Source organism: Streptomyces sp. NPDC050610 (assembly GCF_040654875.1).
Lineage (GTDB): Bacteria > Actinomycetota > Actinomycetes > Streptomycetales > Streptomycetaceae > Streptomyces.
The window spans coordinates 16,701-31,186 of record NZ_JBFAIV010000060.1 but is presented as its reverse complement, the minus strand read 5'-3'; the positions used below and the strand labels follow the sequence as shown (position 1 = coordinate 31,186).

General features: G+C 69.2%; 14 protein-coding genes and 1 pseudogene. 3 read left to right on the top strand and 12 right to left on the bottom strand.

Translation table 11 applies throughout. The features are described from left to right. Positions 1-397 precede the first annotated feature (397 nt). Entirely contained in the window at positions 398-628 is a 231-nt protein-coding gene (locus tag AB0I22_RS38010; protein WP_363135601.1) for a hypothetical protein, read from the bottom strand. Positions 629-856: 228 nt separating this feature from the next. Between AB0I22_RS38010 and AB0I22_RS38005 the strand changes: the two genes are divergently transcribed. Further along, entirely contained in the window at positions 857-2,461 is a 1,605-nt protein-coding gene (locus tag AB0I22_RS38005) for a helix-turn-helix domain-containing protein (protein WP_363135600.1), read from the top strand. 48 nt (positions 2,462-2,509) lie between these two features. Here the strand turns inward: AB0I22_RS38005 and AB0I22_RS38000 are convergent, their stop codons facing one another. After that, positions 2,510-3,625: a serine hydrolase domain-containing protein gene (locus tag AB0I22_RS38000; RefSeq protein WP_363135599.1), complete on the bottom strand. Its 1,116-nt coding sequence runs from the start codon at positions 3,623-3,625 to the stop codon at positions 2,510-2,512. 308 nt (positions 3,626-3,933) lie between these two features. On the opposite strand from AB0I22_RS38000, the gene AB0I22_RS37995 reads away from it, so the two are divergent. After that, positions 3,934-4,839: a LysR family transcriptional regulator gene (locus tag AB0I22_RS37995; protein ID WP_363135598.1), complete on the top strand. Its 906-nt coding sequence runs from the start codon at positions 3,934-3,936 to the stop codon at positions 4,837-4,839. Between the two features lie 18 nt (positions 4,840-4,857). Here the strand turns inward: AB0I22_RS37995 and AB0I22_RS37990 are convergent, their stop codons facing one another. The 9 genes and pseudogenes from AB0I22_RS37990 to AB0I22_RS37950 all read right to left on the bottom strand — a co-directional run bounded on the left by AB0I22_RS37990 (position 4,858) and on the right by AB0I22_RS37950 (position 13,041). Continuing rightward, positions 4,858-5,070, bottom strand: coding sequence for a hypothetical protein (locus AB0I22_RS37990; protein WP_363135602.1), 213 nt, complete (start codon positions 5,068-5,070; stop codon positions 4,858-4,860). Positions 5,071-5,159: 89 nt separating this feature from the next. Beyond that, positions 5,160-5,975 (bottom strand): annotated as a pseudogene (locus tag AB0I22_RS37985) (molybdopterin cofactor-binding domain-containing protein); the annotation flags it as partial. Positions 5,976-6,103: 128 nt separating this feature from the next. Further along, on the bottom strand, positions 6,104-6,553 hold the full coding sequence (locus tag AB0I22_RS37980) for a nuclear transport factor 2 family protein (RefSeq protein ID WP_363135597.1): 450 nt from the start codon (positions 6,551-6,553) through the stop codon (positions 6,104-6,106). A 94-nt stretch (positions 6,554-6,647) separates the two neighbouring features. Then, positions 6,648-8,285, bottom strand: coding sequence for an AMP-binding protein (locus tag AB0I22_RS37975; protein ID WP_363135596.1), 1,638 nt, complete (start codon positions 8,283-8,285; stop codon positions 6,648-6,650). 20 nt (positions 8,286-8,305) lie between these two features. After that, positions 8,306-9,193 (bottom strand): hypothetical protein, encoded by an 888-nt coding sequence (locus AB0I22_RS37970; RefSeq protein ID WP_363135595.1) that lies wholly within the window; start codon positions 9,191-9,193, stop codon positions 8,306-8,308. Between the two features lie 500 nt (positions 9,194-9,693). Continuing rightward, on the bottom strand, positions 9,694-10,155 hold the full coding sequence (locus tag AB0I22_RS37965) for a hypothetical protein (RefSeq protein WP_363135594.1): 462 nt from the start codon (positions 10,153-10,155) through the stop codon (positions 9,694-9,696). A gap of 626 nt (positions 10,156-10,781) precedes the next feature. Further along, positions 10,782-10,937, bottom strand: coding sequence for a hypothetical protein (locus tag AB0I22_RS37960; protein ID WP_363135593.1), 156 nt, complete (start codon positions 10,935-10,937; stop codon positions 10,782-10,784). A gap of 150 nt (positions 10,938-11,087) precedes the next feature. Then, positions 11,088-12,341 carry an MFS transporter gene (locus AB0I22_RS37955; protein ID WP_363135592.1) on the bottom strand — a complete coding sequence of 418 codons (1,254 nt, stop codon included), beginning with the start codon at positions 12,339-12,341 and terminating at the stop codon, positions 11,088-11,090. Then, on the bottom strand, positions 12,328-13,041 hold the full coding sequence (locus AB0I22_RS37950; RefSeq protein ID WP_363135591.1) for a siderophore-interacting protein: 714 nt from the start codon (positions 13,039-13,041) through the stop codon (positions 12,328-12,330). The genes AB0I22_RS37955 and AB0I22_RS37950 overlap by 14 nt, the downstream gene beginning before the upstream one ends. 524 nt (positions 13,042-13,565) lie before the next feature. On the opposite strand from AB0I22_RS37950, the gene AB0I22_RS37945 reads away from it, so the two are divergent. Continuing rightward, positions 13,566-13,961, top strand: coding sequence for a TIGR03618 family F420-dependent PPOX class oxidoreductase (locus AB0I22_RS37945; protein WP_363135590.1), 396 nt, complete (start codon positions 13,566-13,568; stop codon positions 13,959-13,961). A gap of 229 nt (positions 13,962-14,190) precedes the next feature. Here the strand turns inward: AB0I22_RS37945 and AB0I22_RS37940 are convergent, their stop codons facing one another. Beyond that, on the bottom strand, positions 14,191-14,457 hold the full coding sequence (locus tag AB0I22_RS37940; RefSeq protein ID WP_363135589.1) for a hypothetical protein: 267 nt from the start codon (positions 14,455-14,457) through the stop codon (positions 14,191-14,193). Between the last annotated feature and the right edge of the window lie 29 nt (positions 14,458-14,486).

Genomic DNA, 14,486 nt, shown 5'->3' with positions numbered 1-14,486 from the left:
GCTCACTCACTTCACTCACTGCTGGGTACTGCGAACCGCACTTACCGAACTGCCACTGCGTGAACTGCGGTACTGCTCCGGCAGCCCCTGATCACTGCGGGCCACCCGGTCCGGCCGTCAGCCCCGTCGCCGTCCTGCAACAACCCTGGCTTCGAAACTCCACCACCGAACCGTCCTGCGAACTGCAACTGCGGGTACTACTGGCCGGCAGTTCGTCTCTGCCCGGCCTCGTTCGATCTCGGCTACGAGAGAAACCATAACCACACCACCACCCAATGTCTACTCCAGCCGACATAGATTTTCTTGTGGTCGAAAGTGAGGCAATCACCCTCGAACAGTGGCAGTGCCGAGTGGAGGCCGGTCATCGCCGGGCCGGCGGGCCCCGGGCGGCCGCTCGTCACGGCGCGATGAGCACCTCGTACCACTCCATCGTGACGATGCGGTCCGCGAGGACGGCCCGGCCGAGTTCGCCCCCCGCGCCCGTGTTCTCGGGCTTGGGGACATGCGCCCGTACGCAGGGCGCGTATGCACCGCGGGGGCTGTCCCGTACGACGTCGACGTGCCACGCCCCGCCGGTCTCCCTGGGGATGATCTCCGTGCGCTCGGAGCCGTTCGTGCCGCCCTGCACGGAGCCGGCGAAGGGAAACTCGTCACAGGAGTCGTCCGGGACGCTGGGGTCCTGCTCCCGACGCCCTGGGATTCACGGTCATCCCGTTGTGCTCGACCATCGAGCGCAGCACGGTCCGGCTTAGAATCCCATCCAGACTGATCTTCGTGTGGCACGGCGGAGGGGTTTCCCGGTGGCCTCCGGGCAGCAGTCCGGCCATCTCCGGAGCCGATGCGAGGAGGGGCGCCCATGGACGGCTGTACTTTCAGCGGCCTGATGAACGTCGTCGGCAGCCCGACCCTACGGCTGCAAGCCGCGCCGGCCGACCCTTCGGCCCTGGTCACCGAGGTGCTGCTGTACGACCCGCACGCTCCGCTGTCGCATGCGCCCGGGGCCCTGCTGCTCGCGGTCGGCGTGCGGGCGGCGGCGGCCGGGCCGCTGGTGCGGGACGCCGCGCAGGCGGGGATGGCCGGAGTCGTGGTGCGAGGTGCGGACGGGCCGGTCGGCGAGGCCGAGGCGCGCGGTGTGGCGCTGCTGGCGGTCGACGAGGAGACGGCCTGGCACCATGTGCACCTGCTGCTCGCTTCGGCGATCGGCACACGGTCCGCGCACGGCGGTGGGCTGGGGGATCTGTTCGCGCTGGCCGACGCGATCGCGGCAGCGGCCGGCGGGGCGGTGTCCGTGGAGGACCCGCGCCAGCGGGTCCTGGCCTACTCCACCGTGCCCGGTCAGCCGGTCGATGAGGAACGCCGCCAGGGCATCCTCGGACTCCAGGTCCCGGACGACGTGGAGAACTCGGAACAGGTCCGGCTGGTGTTCGCCTCGGACGGACCGGTGCGGCTGCCGCCGCTCACACCGCACGGACTGCCGCGGCTCGCCGTCGCGGTGCGGGCCGGCGGCGAGCCCCTCGGCTCGGTCTGGGCGGTCGACGGCGGCACGCTCGCCGGGGACGCCGAGGAGACCCTGGCCCAGGGCGCGTCGACGGCGGCGCTTCTCCTGCTGCGGGCCCGTGCCGCCCAGGAGCTCGCCCACCATCAGAACACCGACTTGGTACGCCGATTGCTGAACGGTACGGCGGACGCCCGGGCGGCGGCACACCGCCTGGGGTGGGACACGGTCCGCGTGGCCGCGTTCGCGATCGACTCCGCGGCGAGCGTGCCGGACGCCGAGCGGACCTCGCTCAGGCTGCTGGATGTCGTGCGCCTGCAGTGCGAGGCACGCTACGGGCGACAGGCGTGCGTACTCCTGGACGGGGTGGTGTACGGGCTGCTGCCCGCGCCCGGGAAGCACGGCGGGGGCCGCGCGCCGCAGGAGCGGAGCGCGATCGACCGGCGGCACCGGCAGCTGGCTGAGGACATCGTGCGCCGAGCCGACCGGTCGCTGCGGGTGCCCGTGCGAGCGGCGCTCGGAGAGGTGGTGTCCCACCTCGGCGAAGTGGCCGACTCGCGGGCGGACGCGGATCTGGTCCTGCGGCTGCTGCACGACGCCTTGCCGGTGGCCGTGATCGACGAGGTGCGTCCCCGGGCGACGCTCCTGCTGCTCTCCGAAGTGATGCGGGAACAGCGGGTGCTGAGAGCAGGCGCCTGGCGGCGAGTGCTGGCGGCGGACCTCGATCACGGCTCCGACTACGCCCGTACTCTCGTGGCCTGGTTCGACGCGGGCTGTGACGTGGCGAGGGCGGCCAAGGAGCTCTCCGTCCACCCCAACACCTGCCGCTACCGCCTGAGGCAGGCCGGTCGGCAGCTCGGGATCAATCTCGACGACCCCGACGAACGACTGGTCCTCTGGCTGCAGTTGAGGGCCCTCGCGGGACTCGGCGGCGCCGCCGGAACCGCCGATCCTCCTCCACCGTGAGGGGCGGTCCCAGCGGTCCCAGCGGTCCCAGCGGTCTCTGGTCTTCGGTCAGCGGAGGGTGCGGATGAGGTCGTCGATGACGGCGTCCACCTTCGCCGAGTCGAACTGGTCCGAGCCGATCAGCAGGGTGACGGCGCGTTGCCCGTCGTCGGTGACGGCGTTCCGGAAATTGTGGCTGGTCTCCATGGAGCCGCTGTGCCCCCACGTGACGAAGCCCGGCGTGTGCTCGTAGCGCTCGACGCCCAGGCCGTAGCGGCCGCCCTCCTCTTCGGAGACGGTGCGCTTCATCTCGGCCAGCTGGGCGGGGGCCAGCAGTTTCCCGGTCCACAGCGCGGTCCAGAATGCTGTCGCGTCGGCACCGGTGGTGACCAGCGCGCCCGATGCATCGGCCGCGGAGACGTTCCATTCGGTCTTGTCCACCGGCTTCCCGTTCTCCTGCGCATAGCCTCGCAGGTCGGGCTCGGGCAGTGAGGTGCGGTCGCCGGGCCAGTAGGTGTCGCGCAGTCCGAGCGGCTTGATGATCCGCTGCTCGATCTCGGTACCGATGCCGCGGCCCGTGACTTCGGCGACGATCAGGCCGGCCAGGTTGTAGTTGGTGTTGGAGTAGGCGAAGCCGGACGGAGTCCTCTCGGGCGGGGGCAGCGCCAGCGTCTGCTCGACCGTCTGCAAGGGGTCGATGTGATCCCAGCGGTGGGCGTCCAGGTCGTTCCAGAACGGAGCTTCCAGGTAGTCGGGCAGGCCGCTGGTGTGCTGGAGAAGCTGACGGATCGTGATCTTGTGGCCGTCGTAGTGCTCGGTGCGGATCAGGCCGGGCAGGTACTGGTCGACGGTGTCGTCGAGCCCGATCCTGCCTTCGCCGACGAGCTGCAGTACGACCGTGGCCGTCCAGGTCTTGGTGTTGCTGGCGATACGACTGTGCTCATTGCCGACGACCTCGCGGCCCGTCCTGAGGTCGGCGAGGCCGGTACCGCCGTTCCGGACCCCGCACAGCGGGCTCTTCACCGTCACGCTGATCCCCGAGGCGCCGACGCTCCCCAGGTCCTTCACCGCCGCCTGGATGCGCTGGGTGTCGCACTGAGGCGTCTCCGCCGAGGCAGCGGGAATGGCCAGCAATGAGGCGATGAACACCAAGGCCACCACCGCACTCGTCTTCCGTCGCACCATGTCTCCGTTCTTCAGGGGCGGGCCGCGTACGGTGCGCGCTCGCCCTCGTTTCCGCGCGGCCGATTCCCTTTGGCCGGGGAGAACGCCACTCTAGAAACCGCCCCGAGCCCCGGAGTTGTCCACATGGCCAACCATTGACCTGGCGGATTGTGCTGATGGCCAAGGGGGCGGGTGTACCGCCGCGCGTATGGTGAGGCCGGGTCCGGCACACGGCCCTGCGGCCCTGCGCAGTCGAGCCCGGCAGGCTGCCGCAGCGGCCTTGGCCGGCCTGGCGGTACAGGCCGCTGACGCGGATGCATACTGTGCGCATGCCGCACAGTGATCTTGGGCTGTTGCACGAACTGCGTGCTCTCTCCATCCTGCTTGAGGAACGAAATGTGACCCGGGCCGCCGGGCTGTTCCACCTGAGCCAGTCGTCCATGAGCCGCACATTGCAGCGACTGCGCGCGCTGTTCGGTGACGAGCTGCTGGTCCGGTCCGGCGGCGACTACGAGTTGACCCCGCGAGCGCGGGAAATGCAGCGCGAACTCGCCCTGCTCCTGCCGCGGCTGGAGAGTCTCGTGGCCGGCCGGGGCTTCGATCCCTCCACGGCGACCGGGATCGTGCGCGTCATCGGCACCGACTACACCACCTCCACGCTGGGGCCGCACCTGCTGCCCCGGCTCCTCCTGGTCGCGCCCGAGCTGGAAGTCCGTATCGAACCGCGCGATGAGGACTCGTACGCCGACCTCGAACGAGGCCGGGCCGACATCGCGCTGTCCGTGCTCCGCCCCGCCACGCGGCTGCGGTGGGAGCGATTGTTCACCGACGACGTGGTCTGCGTCGTGGACCGCGACCACCCGGTGCGCGATCGCTTCTCACTGGCCGACTACGTCGTCGCCCGTCACGTGGTGGTCACACTGCTGCACCAGGAGCAGCCCATGATCGAACGGTGGTTGCAGACGCTCGGCCACAGCAGGAGGGCCGCGGTGCGGGTGCCGCACTTCAGCTCGGCGTTCGACGTCCTGCCCGGTACGGCTCTCGTGGCGACGGTCCCGCGGCGGCTCGCGGAACTGCGGGCGGCCACTGATCCGCGGACGCGGCTGGTCGAGGCGCCGGAAGGGTTCGACGCGTTTCCGTACGGGATGATCTGGCACGCGCGGCTGGAATCCGACCCGATGCACTCCTGGTTGCGCGACACGATCCGCGCGGCGGCAAAGGAGCTGACCGGCTGACAGCCGCGCGTACCGGCCTCACAGCAGCTTGTCGATCGTGATCGGCAGGTCGTGGACGCGGATCCCGGTCGTGTTGGACACGGCGTTGCCGATCGCCGCGGCGGAGCCGACCAGGCCGATCTCGCCCAGTCCGCGGGCGCCGAACTCGCTGATGTGCGGGTCCGGGCGGTCCAGCCAGTGCACGTCGATCGCCGGTGTGTCGGCATGGACCGGGACGAGGTAGTCCGCCATGCTCGCCGCGGCGAACCCCCCTCCGGCTCGATCGGGTCGGCCTCCAGCAGAGCATGCCCGATGCCCCAGATGATCGCGCCCATCAGCTGACCGCGGGCCGCCTTGGCGTTGACGACTCGCCCTACGTCGAACACCGACGTGAACCGGTCGACTCGCGGCTCACCGGTCAGCCGGTGGACCCGCACCTCGCAGAAGTGGGCACCGAAGCAGTGGAACCGGTACCGGGCCGCGCCCGCGTCCGGCGCCGCGGTGCTGACCGCCTCCATGTACGGCACCTCCATGCCTCGCAGCAGGGTACGGAAGTCGACCGAGGTGCCGTTCGCCTCGATCCTGCCCTCGCGATAGCACACGGGCGCGGGGTCGATACCGGCGAACGGTGATCGCGAATTGCCCACGGCCGACCGGATGAGCGCCTTGACGGCCGCCCGCCACGCGGCCTGCACCGCCGGCACGGTGCTCGTCGTGACGCTGGACCCGAACGCTCCGACACCGCCGGGCGGGAGCGCGGAGTCGCCCGCCTCCGCCGTGACGGAGCCGATCGGCAAACCCAGCTCACCCGCCCCGACCGCCGCCAGCATGGTGAAGGCGCCGGTGCCGACGTCGGATGTGGCCGAGGCGACGGCGACGCGGCCGTCGTCACGGAACCGGACCCGCGCCGAGGCGGGCTGGCGCCACGCCGGGTAGATCGCACTGGCCATCCCCATGCCGACCAGCCAGTCCCCGTCGGTCCGCGACCGGGGGCGCGCCTGGCGCTGAGTCCAGCCGAACCGCTCGGCTCCGACCCGATAGCACTCGTCGAGGTACTTGCTGGAGAAGCGACGGCCCTCGGCCGAGTCCTCCGTCGCGTAGTTGCGCAGCCGCAGTTCCACCGGGTCGACTCCGGTGCGCACGGCGAGTTCGTCCATCGCGGTCTCACCGCCGACCGGGTCGTCACCAACGCAAGTTGCGGATCAGTCCGATGCGTTCAGCGCATGGCGCGCGGGGAAAGGGGAACCCAGCTTCGTCGTGGGTGCTCACCGTCCGAGAACACGGGTCAGTGCGTGTTTCCGGGGACGTCGCCGAGCCCCTGTGTCCAGCTGCGTTCCTGGCTTCGTCGGGAAATCCGCCAGCCCGCCGGTGTACGGGTGTATTCGTCGATGTACCACATGCCCAGCAACGCGATCCGCGGATCGCCGCTCTCGGTCGGGAAGCCGAGTGCGTTCAGGCACATCACCCGCCCCGTCGCGCGGTCGCCGTCGAAGCGGATCTCCGGGTTGCCGATCAGATGCTGGCATGCGGCGAACTGCGCCATGCTCGACGTGAGGAACTCTTTCATTTCGGCGCGGGTGCCCGCGATGGCACCGAATGCCGTGTAGTCGATATGGGCGTCTTCGGTGAATATCCGGTCCAGGGAGTCGAAATCCTTGCTGTCGATCGCGGTAGCGTAAGCCACCAGCAGCTCCTGGATCTCCAACCGGTCGGAAATTTCTTGAATGTCGAGCACGTGACCTCCTGAGATTTTGCACTGGTTCACGGATCCTGCGCGGAAACTGCGACAACCCGGAAATTCGCTGTATCCGAGAGTCATGGCGCCGTCGTTATAGTTCCCGGAGCCCGGCGTGGTCGGCCAGCTCACGGAGCCGGTGTTTTCGGACTTTTCCGGAGCCGGTGAGGGGTAGTTCGGTGGTCTGTAGCCAGCGCACCGGTGTCTTATGGGGAGCCAGCTGTGCGCGGCAGAAGTCGTGCAGCTCCGTCGCCGTGGGCGGTCGGCCGGGCTCGGCGGGTACGAGCACGGCGACGACTATTTCGCCCCAAGCAGGGTCCGGCAGGCCGATGACGGCGATGTCGCGCACCTTCGGGTGAGTGAACAGGACCTGCTCGATGTCGGTGGCGTAGATGTTCTCGCCGCCCCGGATGATCATGTCCTTGAGCCGTCCGGTGACCGTGAGGTATCCGCGTTCGTCGAGGCTGCCCAGGTCGCCGGTGTGCACCCAGCCCGCCTGGTCGATGGTCTCGGCGGTGCGCTCGGGCAGCTCGAAATAGCCGAGCATGGCTTGGTGACCACGGGCGTAGATCTCCCCGGGCCGCCCGGTCGGCACGATGTCCCCGGTCTGCGGATCGCGGATGGCGACCTCGACGCGCGGCAGTGGACGGCCGGTGGTGGTGGCCTTGTCCGCGGGCGAATCGTCGGGGCTGGTTTGGGTGATCACCGGGGAGAGTTCGGTCTGGCCGTAGACAGCGGTGAACCGGGCTCCGAAGCGGTCCTCGACGCGACGGACCAGCTCGGGCGGGATGGGGCTGCCGCCGGCGAGCACCCGCGACAGATGTGACAGGTCGAACTGCTCGAATCCGGGGTGATTCAGCAGCGCGATGAGCATCGTCGGGCCCCCGCCGAGCATGTCCGCCCGGTGATCCTGGGCCGCGGTGAGCACGAGCGCGGTGTCGAACGGCTGACACAGGACGTAGGAAGCTCGTTGGTGGGCGCTGCCGAGCACCCCCATGGCGCAGCCGGCCGTGTGGAGCAGCGGCGTGGCGGACGCCAGAGTGCCCCGCTCGGGCAACTGGGTCCGGTCGATCATGAATTTCGCGTTGGTCACCAGTCCGCGGTGGTGCAGTAGCGCTCCCTTGGGGAACCCGGTGGTGCCGGAGGTGTACTGGATCTGGGCGGCTTCACCAGGGCGTACCTCCGGCAGCGGCCCGCGGCCCTGATGGGCACGCACGGTCGTCTGCCAATCCGCGAAACAGCCGGTCGTTCTGAGTTCCGGGAGCCCGTGCGCGGCGTCCCGGGCGATCGCGGTCATGTCACTGTCGCGGAACGCCGCGGTGTGGAAGAGTCCGGCCGAACGGGATTGCTCAAGTACATAGCGCAGTTCCGCGGCGCGCAGCGCCGGATTGGCGGTCACCACCACCAGACCGGCCAAGGCGGCACCGTACTGGAGAATTATCCATTCGGGGATGTTGGGAGCCCAGACAGTGATCCGCTCGCCCGGGGAAAACCGGGCCAGCAACCAGTGCGCGCATTGCTCGGCCTCGGCCAGCAACTGCCGGTAGGACCACCGGCGATCGGTGCGTTCGGCGCCGGACGGCGACAGGGCATCCAGCGGTGCGACCTCGATCAGGGCGGTCTGGGACCCGGCGTCCCGCACGGCCTCCCGCAACAGGTCTCCGGCGGTCAGCTCCATCACCGGTGCGCTGGTGTCGGCGGGCCAGTACGACTCCGTCAAGATTTTCGGCATGATTCATGAGCCCCTCTGCGTTAGGCGTCCGAAGCGGACGGAGCCGCATCCGCGAGCGCGACGCCCGGAAGCGCACCGCGTGGCGCGGTGGCGTCCGCCGTCCCCAGGCACTGTCCGCTGTCGAACAGCCCCAGTTCGTAGCGCACGGAGTGCTCGTCGTGTCCGCTGACGGCGATCCCGACGTCGTAGGCACGGGGGTAATGGACCTCGCCGAGGTAGTTCACCTGGTAGCGCCAGGGGAGGAACCACGGCAGTTTTCTGGCGGAGCCGCCTCCCAGCAGGCCGTGGGCATGAGCCGCGATCGCCTCGTCGTACCAGCCGAGCTGGGCGATGTAGTTGACGTGCCGGTTGAGATCGACGTCCCCGACGCGGGCGTGGACGGTCGCAGCGGCCGGGTAGTACTGCCGCTTGAGGCGGCGCGGATCGGGTCTCGCCGCGGCTGCCATGCCTGTTTCCGGCAGCCGCAGCTCCTCAAGATCGGCGAGCAGCTCGTCCGGCAAGGGGATCGTCTTGGACTCGTCCGCGAGCACCATGGTGCCCTCGGCCGTAGCGACGAGCTGCCCGCCGGCGAACATCCCCTGACCGTAGGTGTACGAGGACCGCCCGATCGCCCGGATGCCGGTACCGATCCGGACGGTCCCGCCATTCTGGCCGAACGCCGCCCGCCGTTCGACACGCTGACCGACGAACAGAAAACGGAACGGCCCGAATCCGCCTTCGGCCACGAGCTTGTCGAAGCGCGCGAAGCGCAGACCGACCAGAGGATGCTCGAACATGCGCGACAGAGCCACTGTGCTCGTCGTGCCGTCCGGCGCCAGGTCGCCGAACCGTTGCACCACCTGCCGGTGGTCGGGAAAGTCGGCCTCGGCCGGGAGTACGGCGGCGGGTTGTAGGTCGATGGTCAACATTTGTTCCATTCGAGAGGGGCACCAGCCCAAGGGCAGGGACCGCAGTCCGTAGATCAGCGCGCCGTCCTTGACAGCGGGGGACAGCGCCAGGGTCGGCGAAACGCGACCCGGAGAACTGCCGCAGCAACGCCGGAAGCGTCAGCCGCAGTTCGACACGCGCCGACGTCGCGCCGAGACAGTGATGGATACCGTGGCCGAAGGCCGCATGCGGGCAGCGGGCACGGGTGACGTCGAGGACGTCTCCGTCCTCCAGTGGTGCCGGATCACCGTTGGCCGCGGGCAACGAGGCCACGTTCGCAGTGGTCTCATGGCCGACGACCAGCAGCAGATCCGCGAAGCCGACCAGCCCTCGTCGGAAAGCGCACCCGTGTCATGCTCGCGCGCGTAGAGACGCTCGTCGACGATCGCCGATACCCGCGGGTCGGCGCTCGGGCCCGGCGGACCGTGAACGTCGCGGTCAGCAGACGCCGCGAACGGGTGTGCTCATGGCGGATCCAGCCTCAGTACGCCGACCGCACCCGGTACACCTGGCCGGAGTCACGCCGCCGCCGAACCTCCGTGACGAGACCGAACCCCTCCAGCTGCGAGGGAAGTTCGAGCAGAACCGGTGAGTTCGCCTCCTTGTCCACTCTGCTCTCCTCCCAAAGGCCCGAATATCGACCTGGTGGCCTGGCCGACCTCGCGGCGGGTGCGGATATCGGACGCCAAGCTGCCGCTAACGGGCCGGCACCAGCAGCGATGCCGGGACGTCGTGATCGTTTCCGCAACGCGTCCCGCAGCGCTACCGGCGGATCCGCGGTCACCGATATGGCCGACCCGTGGTCGGTCATGAGTACGGTGACGTCCCCCGTCGCCGCCTGTGCCGCAGCTTCGCTGTCGCCCATCGGGACGGTGGCGGCCGCAGCCGTGGTGCCGACCAAGCTGTGCAGGTCACGTCCGGTGATGGTCTCGTGCTGCGTCATGCAAGCCAGCATCCACCGCCGACCGGGACGTCACCAACGCAAGTTGCGGATCGCCCAAATGCACGCGGCGCATGACACGGGGAAACGGTTACGCCGTACTTGTCGAGTCTGTGTGCGGGGCGACCTGCGCGTGTGGGGCGAGAAGCGATGTTCGGTAGTCCTGTAGTCCGCAATTGGTCCGGATCTTGCGTCGGACAGGGCACCGCTTTCGAGGAGGTAGGAGTCCAGCACGTCCCGATCGTTCTGTCTCTCCCCGTGGTCTTTGCCGGGCCGGCCGGGCGGCGAGTCGCTGGAACGTGTGGGTGATCGCGTCTGTCCAGGGCCATCGGCTATGTCGGTGATCTCCGCGCCCCAGGCGCCGGACCGCTCGGTGCCGTCGGCGTCGTAGGCCGGCGCCCATGCCTTCTTCAAGCGTGACGCTGACGGCGAAATGCTTCCCCCGGGACATTGAGGTGCGGCAGGTGCATCGTCCGTATCGACGGCAACACCGCCCGCGTGCGCTGCTGACTTCAACGCAGCCGCCGACCACAAAGCACAAGGTCAGAACCTTTTCTCATCTGAATGTGCTGGTCAGCGGCGCGCAGACATTCATGATGGGTCCGTTGCTCCCGAGTGGTGCCGGGGCCTCATACCGTCTGGGGGATCAGGCCGGGTGCCGGTTCGCGCCGGGTCGCGTCCAGACGGGCGATGAACTCCCGGAGGATGGGCGCGACCGGCTCGGTGTCGGTCGGCCGCAGCTGGAAGGCGCACCCTTCCTTGTCCCCGGCGGCGGCCGACGTCACTTGCTCGGCGAGATACGGCGAGCCTGTGTATGCGGACAGGGCGGCGGCGATGACATCACCGGAGTACAGGCAGACATCATCAGTCCCTCGTGTCGCCGACTGGCGTGCGGGAGCGGTCGTAGACGGCCAGAAGCCGGTCCGCCCGTGGGGTCAGCACCGGGTACGGGCAGCACCAGCGGTCTGGCCCGATGCGAGCGGCCCAGACGCTTTAGCAGTGGCCAGACCGGCGATGAGACTGAGCGGAAGGGCAAGAAGCCACACCAGGGCGGGCGGTCCGATCCGGCCGATGGCCAGACCGGAGGTGGGGCCGATTGCTGTTCCGATGTCCTGGGTGGTGGAGAGGGCTGCCTGATAGGTGGCGCTGCGCCCGGGGGGTGCATGGCGGCTGACGAACGCCGAGGTGGCGGGGCCGGCGAGCATCATTCCGAACGAGATCAGCAGAACCGCCGCGACGAGGGCGGGGTACCCCGCCCCTGCTGCCGCCAGTCCCGCAAGGCCCACGCCCTGGAGGGCTGCACCGGCGAAGAGCAACCGTGCGGTGCTGCGGTCGCGAGCCCAGCGGCTGATCGGCATCTGGAACAGGACGGTAGCGGCTGCGTCCACCGCGAAAAGCGCGGCGAAGGCCGAAGTGCCCATGGCGTGCAGCCTGTTGAGCAGTACCAGGCCATCGGCCTCCCACCAGGTGAAGGTGATGCTCAAAAGCCCGCCGCCGACGACGAGGAGCAGGAGTCTGCGGTCACGCAGGACCTGCATCAGCCCGCCCGGAACGTGGTCCGGTTCTGCTTCGGGTTGCGCAGGCTCGATGGCGCGGTCGGGTGGTACGGCGAGGAAAACGGCCAGGACGGCCCCGAGGAGCAGGATCCCCGCGACGGCGAAGACGCAGGACAGGGAGAAGGAGACGGCTGCAGCACCGACGATCGGGCCGGCGATGCTGCCGAGGCTGGCCGCCACTCGGGTCATTCCGTAGGCGTGGTGGAGGTCCTGTCCCTGGTGCAGGTCGGCGATGAGGGCCGCGATGGTGGGGTGGAAGGCTGCTTCGAAGATGCCCGCGGTGAGGAACGCGACCAGGGCGAGGACGGCGTGGTGGACCAGGAACAGACTGCTGTATCCGGCCGCCATACCGATGGTGGATATCAGCAGCATGCGCCGGTGGCCGACACGGTCCGCGAGGACGCCACCGGCGAGGCCGCCGGCGAGCTCGCCGAAGGCCAGCGCCAGGAAGAGCATTCCGGCCGACGCTCCGCTCAGCCCGCCGGTTTCATGGGCCCACAGAACGATGAACGGCAGCATGGCGCCGTCGGCGAGAGCGCCGAGCAGGCGGGCGGCGAGCAGTCCGCGGAAGGCCCGCCTGGTCTGCCGCCTCGCCGGGTCCGGGCTTTTCGAGAGTGCGTCAGCCGCGCTCACGTCGTCCCCCGAGCACGCTGGAGGAGGAGCGGCCCGCGGTCCAGTAGCCCTTGGCGAACACGCGGTCAGGCGCGACGCCGGCTGCGTGCACGAGTTCGCGCAGCGCACCCGTCGTATGTGCCTCGGCGAGGATGTAGACCTGTTCGAACCTTGCTTCCCGCAGTTCCTGGTCGACCGCGGCCAAGAGCAGTGCCGGGTCGCCGGCAGCCGCCGGGCCCCGTTCGATCCAGCGGACGTGGTCGGCCGCCAAGGGGAGTCGGTCTGCCTCGGACTGGGTCTCGACGACTGCGGCGGCGACCTGATCGTCCGGCAGCGCCTCGGCCAGGGCGGCGATCGCGGGCGAGGAGGCCTCGTCGCCGATGAACAAGTGTCCTTCAGCCGGACGCAGTTGTAGCTTTCCCCGCGGGCCGACGAGTTCGACGCGCGAGCCGATCTGTGCTGTTGCCGCCCAGGCGCTGCCCGGGCCGGCGCCCGCATGTATGACCGCGTCGATGTCCCACTCGCCGCTCTGGGGACGAGCGTGGCGAATGGTGTACCGCCGCTTGATAGGCGCGCCCGTGGCGTCGGTGAGGAGAACCTCGATGTCCTGGGCCGGGCGGGGGGTGAGTCCGGTGAGGCTGGGGCCGCCCAGGGTGAGCCTCACCATGCGGGGTGTGAGCTGTCGGCGGGTGAGGAGCTCGCAGTGGTGCAGATCCTTCATCGCTGTACCTCCGGCGTCGTGGCAGGGACGGGACGAACGCGCCCTCGGGTCAACTCCCACGGCCGGCCGACGATGGGGCCGGGCAGAACGAAGCAGAGTTACGAGGCAGGCTGTCTCGATATGTAGCGTAACAGTATTTCGAGGCACCGTGCTCCGATATGAGGTTCTCGCCACAGGCTGACGCCATCCGCGGCATGAAGCCGGTGGCGTTGCACGCTTCCTCCGCGGCCTGGAAGCCCTCAAAGCGCTTTGCCCTGGCGATGGATCGGAGCCTTGTCGCAGACCGGCCGCACTGCGGCAGCCTTCAAGGCCGTACGGCCGACCACGGTCAGAATTTTGGCGAAGCAACGCGGGGGCAGGCAGCGACACTCATGCCCAGCCCGCGTGCGCGTACCACTGACGCCTCGACGTAGGCTCCCAGCACAACGCACACGCGGCGATGCGGCACACGAGCGAGTTGACGCCGGGCGTCTGTGCACACACCGGCGGTTCGCAGATTCGCCTCACCAAAAGGAACGCCTGCCATGCCCCTGCCCCCAGAGCTGATCCACATCCTTCGGGCACCGGCCCTGTGTTTCGTCACCACCCTCATGCCGGACGGCTCGCCCCAGATCACACAGACGTGGGTCGACACAGACGAGGAGCACATCCTGGTCAATACGGTGACCACCCACCAGAAGATGCGGAACATCGAACGCGATCCCCGGGTCGCTGTCGCGATCGCCGCCCCTGAGGCTCCCTCTCGCTACTGGGGGGCACGAGGCAAGGTCACCTCGTCCACGCTCCAGGGAGCTGGCGAGCACATCGACACGCTCTCCCACAAGTACCTCGGTCGCCCCTACCCCGGGTTTGGGGGCGGACCGCAGCAAAGGGTGATTCTTTCCATCAGTGTCGAAAAGCTGCACACGCCGGGCGCCTGACACGCCCAGCGTGCGCTGCGGCACGAAAGACTGGATGCACTCCAGCCGCGAAGACCTTCCCCGGCTGGGCCGCGGCGGCCTGCGGAGCTGATCCGGAGCCGACCAGCCTGCTCCCGGGCAAGAGCTTCGGCGACGGGATCACGGCTGGCCAGGACGGCTGGCGGGCGCCCTGGTCGCCGCGACTGCACAGGGTGCACTGACCGCAGGGTCTCGCTGCGGCGCTCGCGTGCTACGACGCGCTGCGGTTCTCCTCGTCACTGACGACGCAGTACACCACCTGGCGCTGCGCCTCGTGCTCGGCAAGCCGGGCCACGAGCGAGGCCCGCGCGTCGTCATAGGCGTCGGACCCCAGAGGCAGACGGAGCGGAGCCTCGTCCGAGTCGACCAGATCGATCATGGCCTGCGCGATCCGCTGCGGATCGTCAGGGAAGACGAAGCTGCCGTCGGCCACCACGCGGCGCACCTCACCCGCCGGAGTGTGCTCGTACTCAGCCATCGCAGAGGCGCCGTCGAGCGACGTGTTGA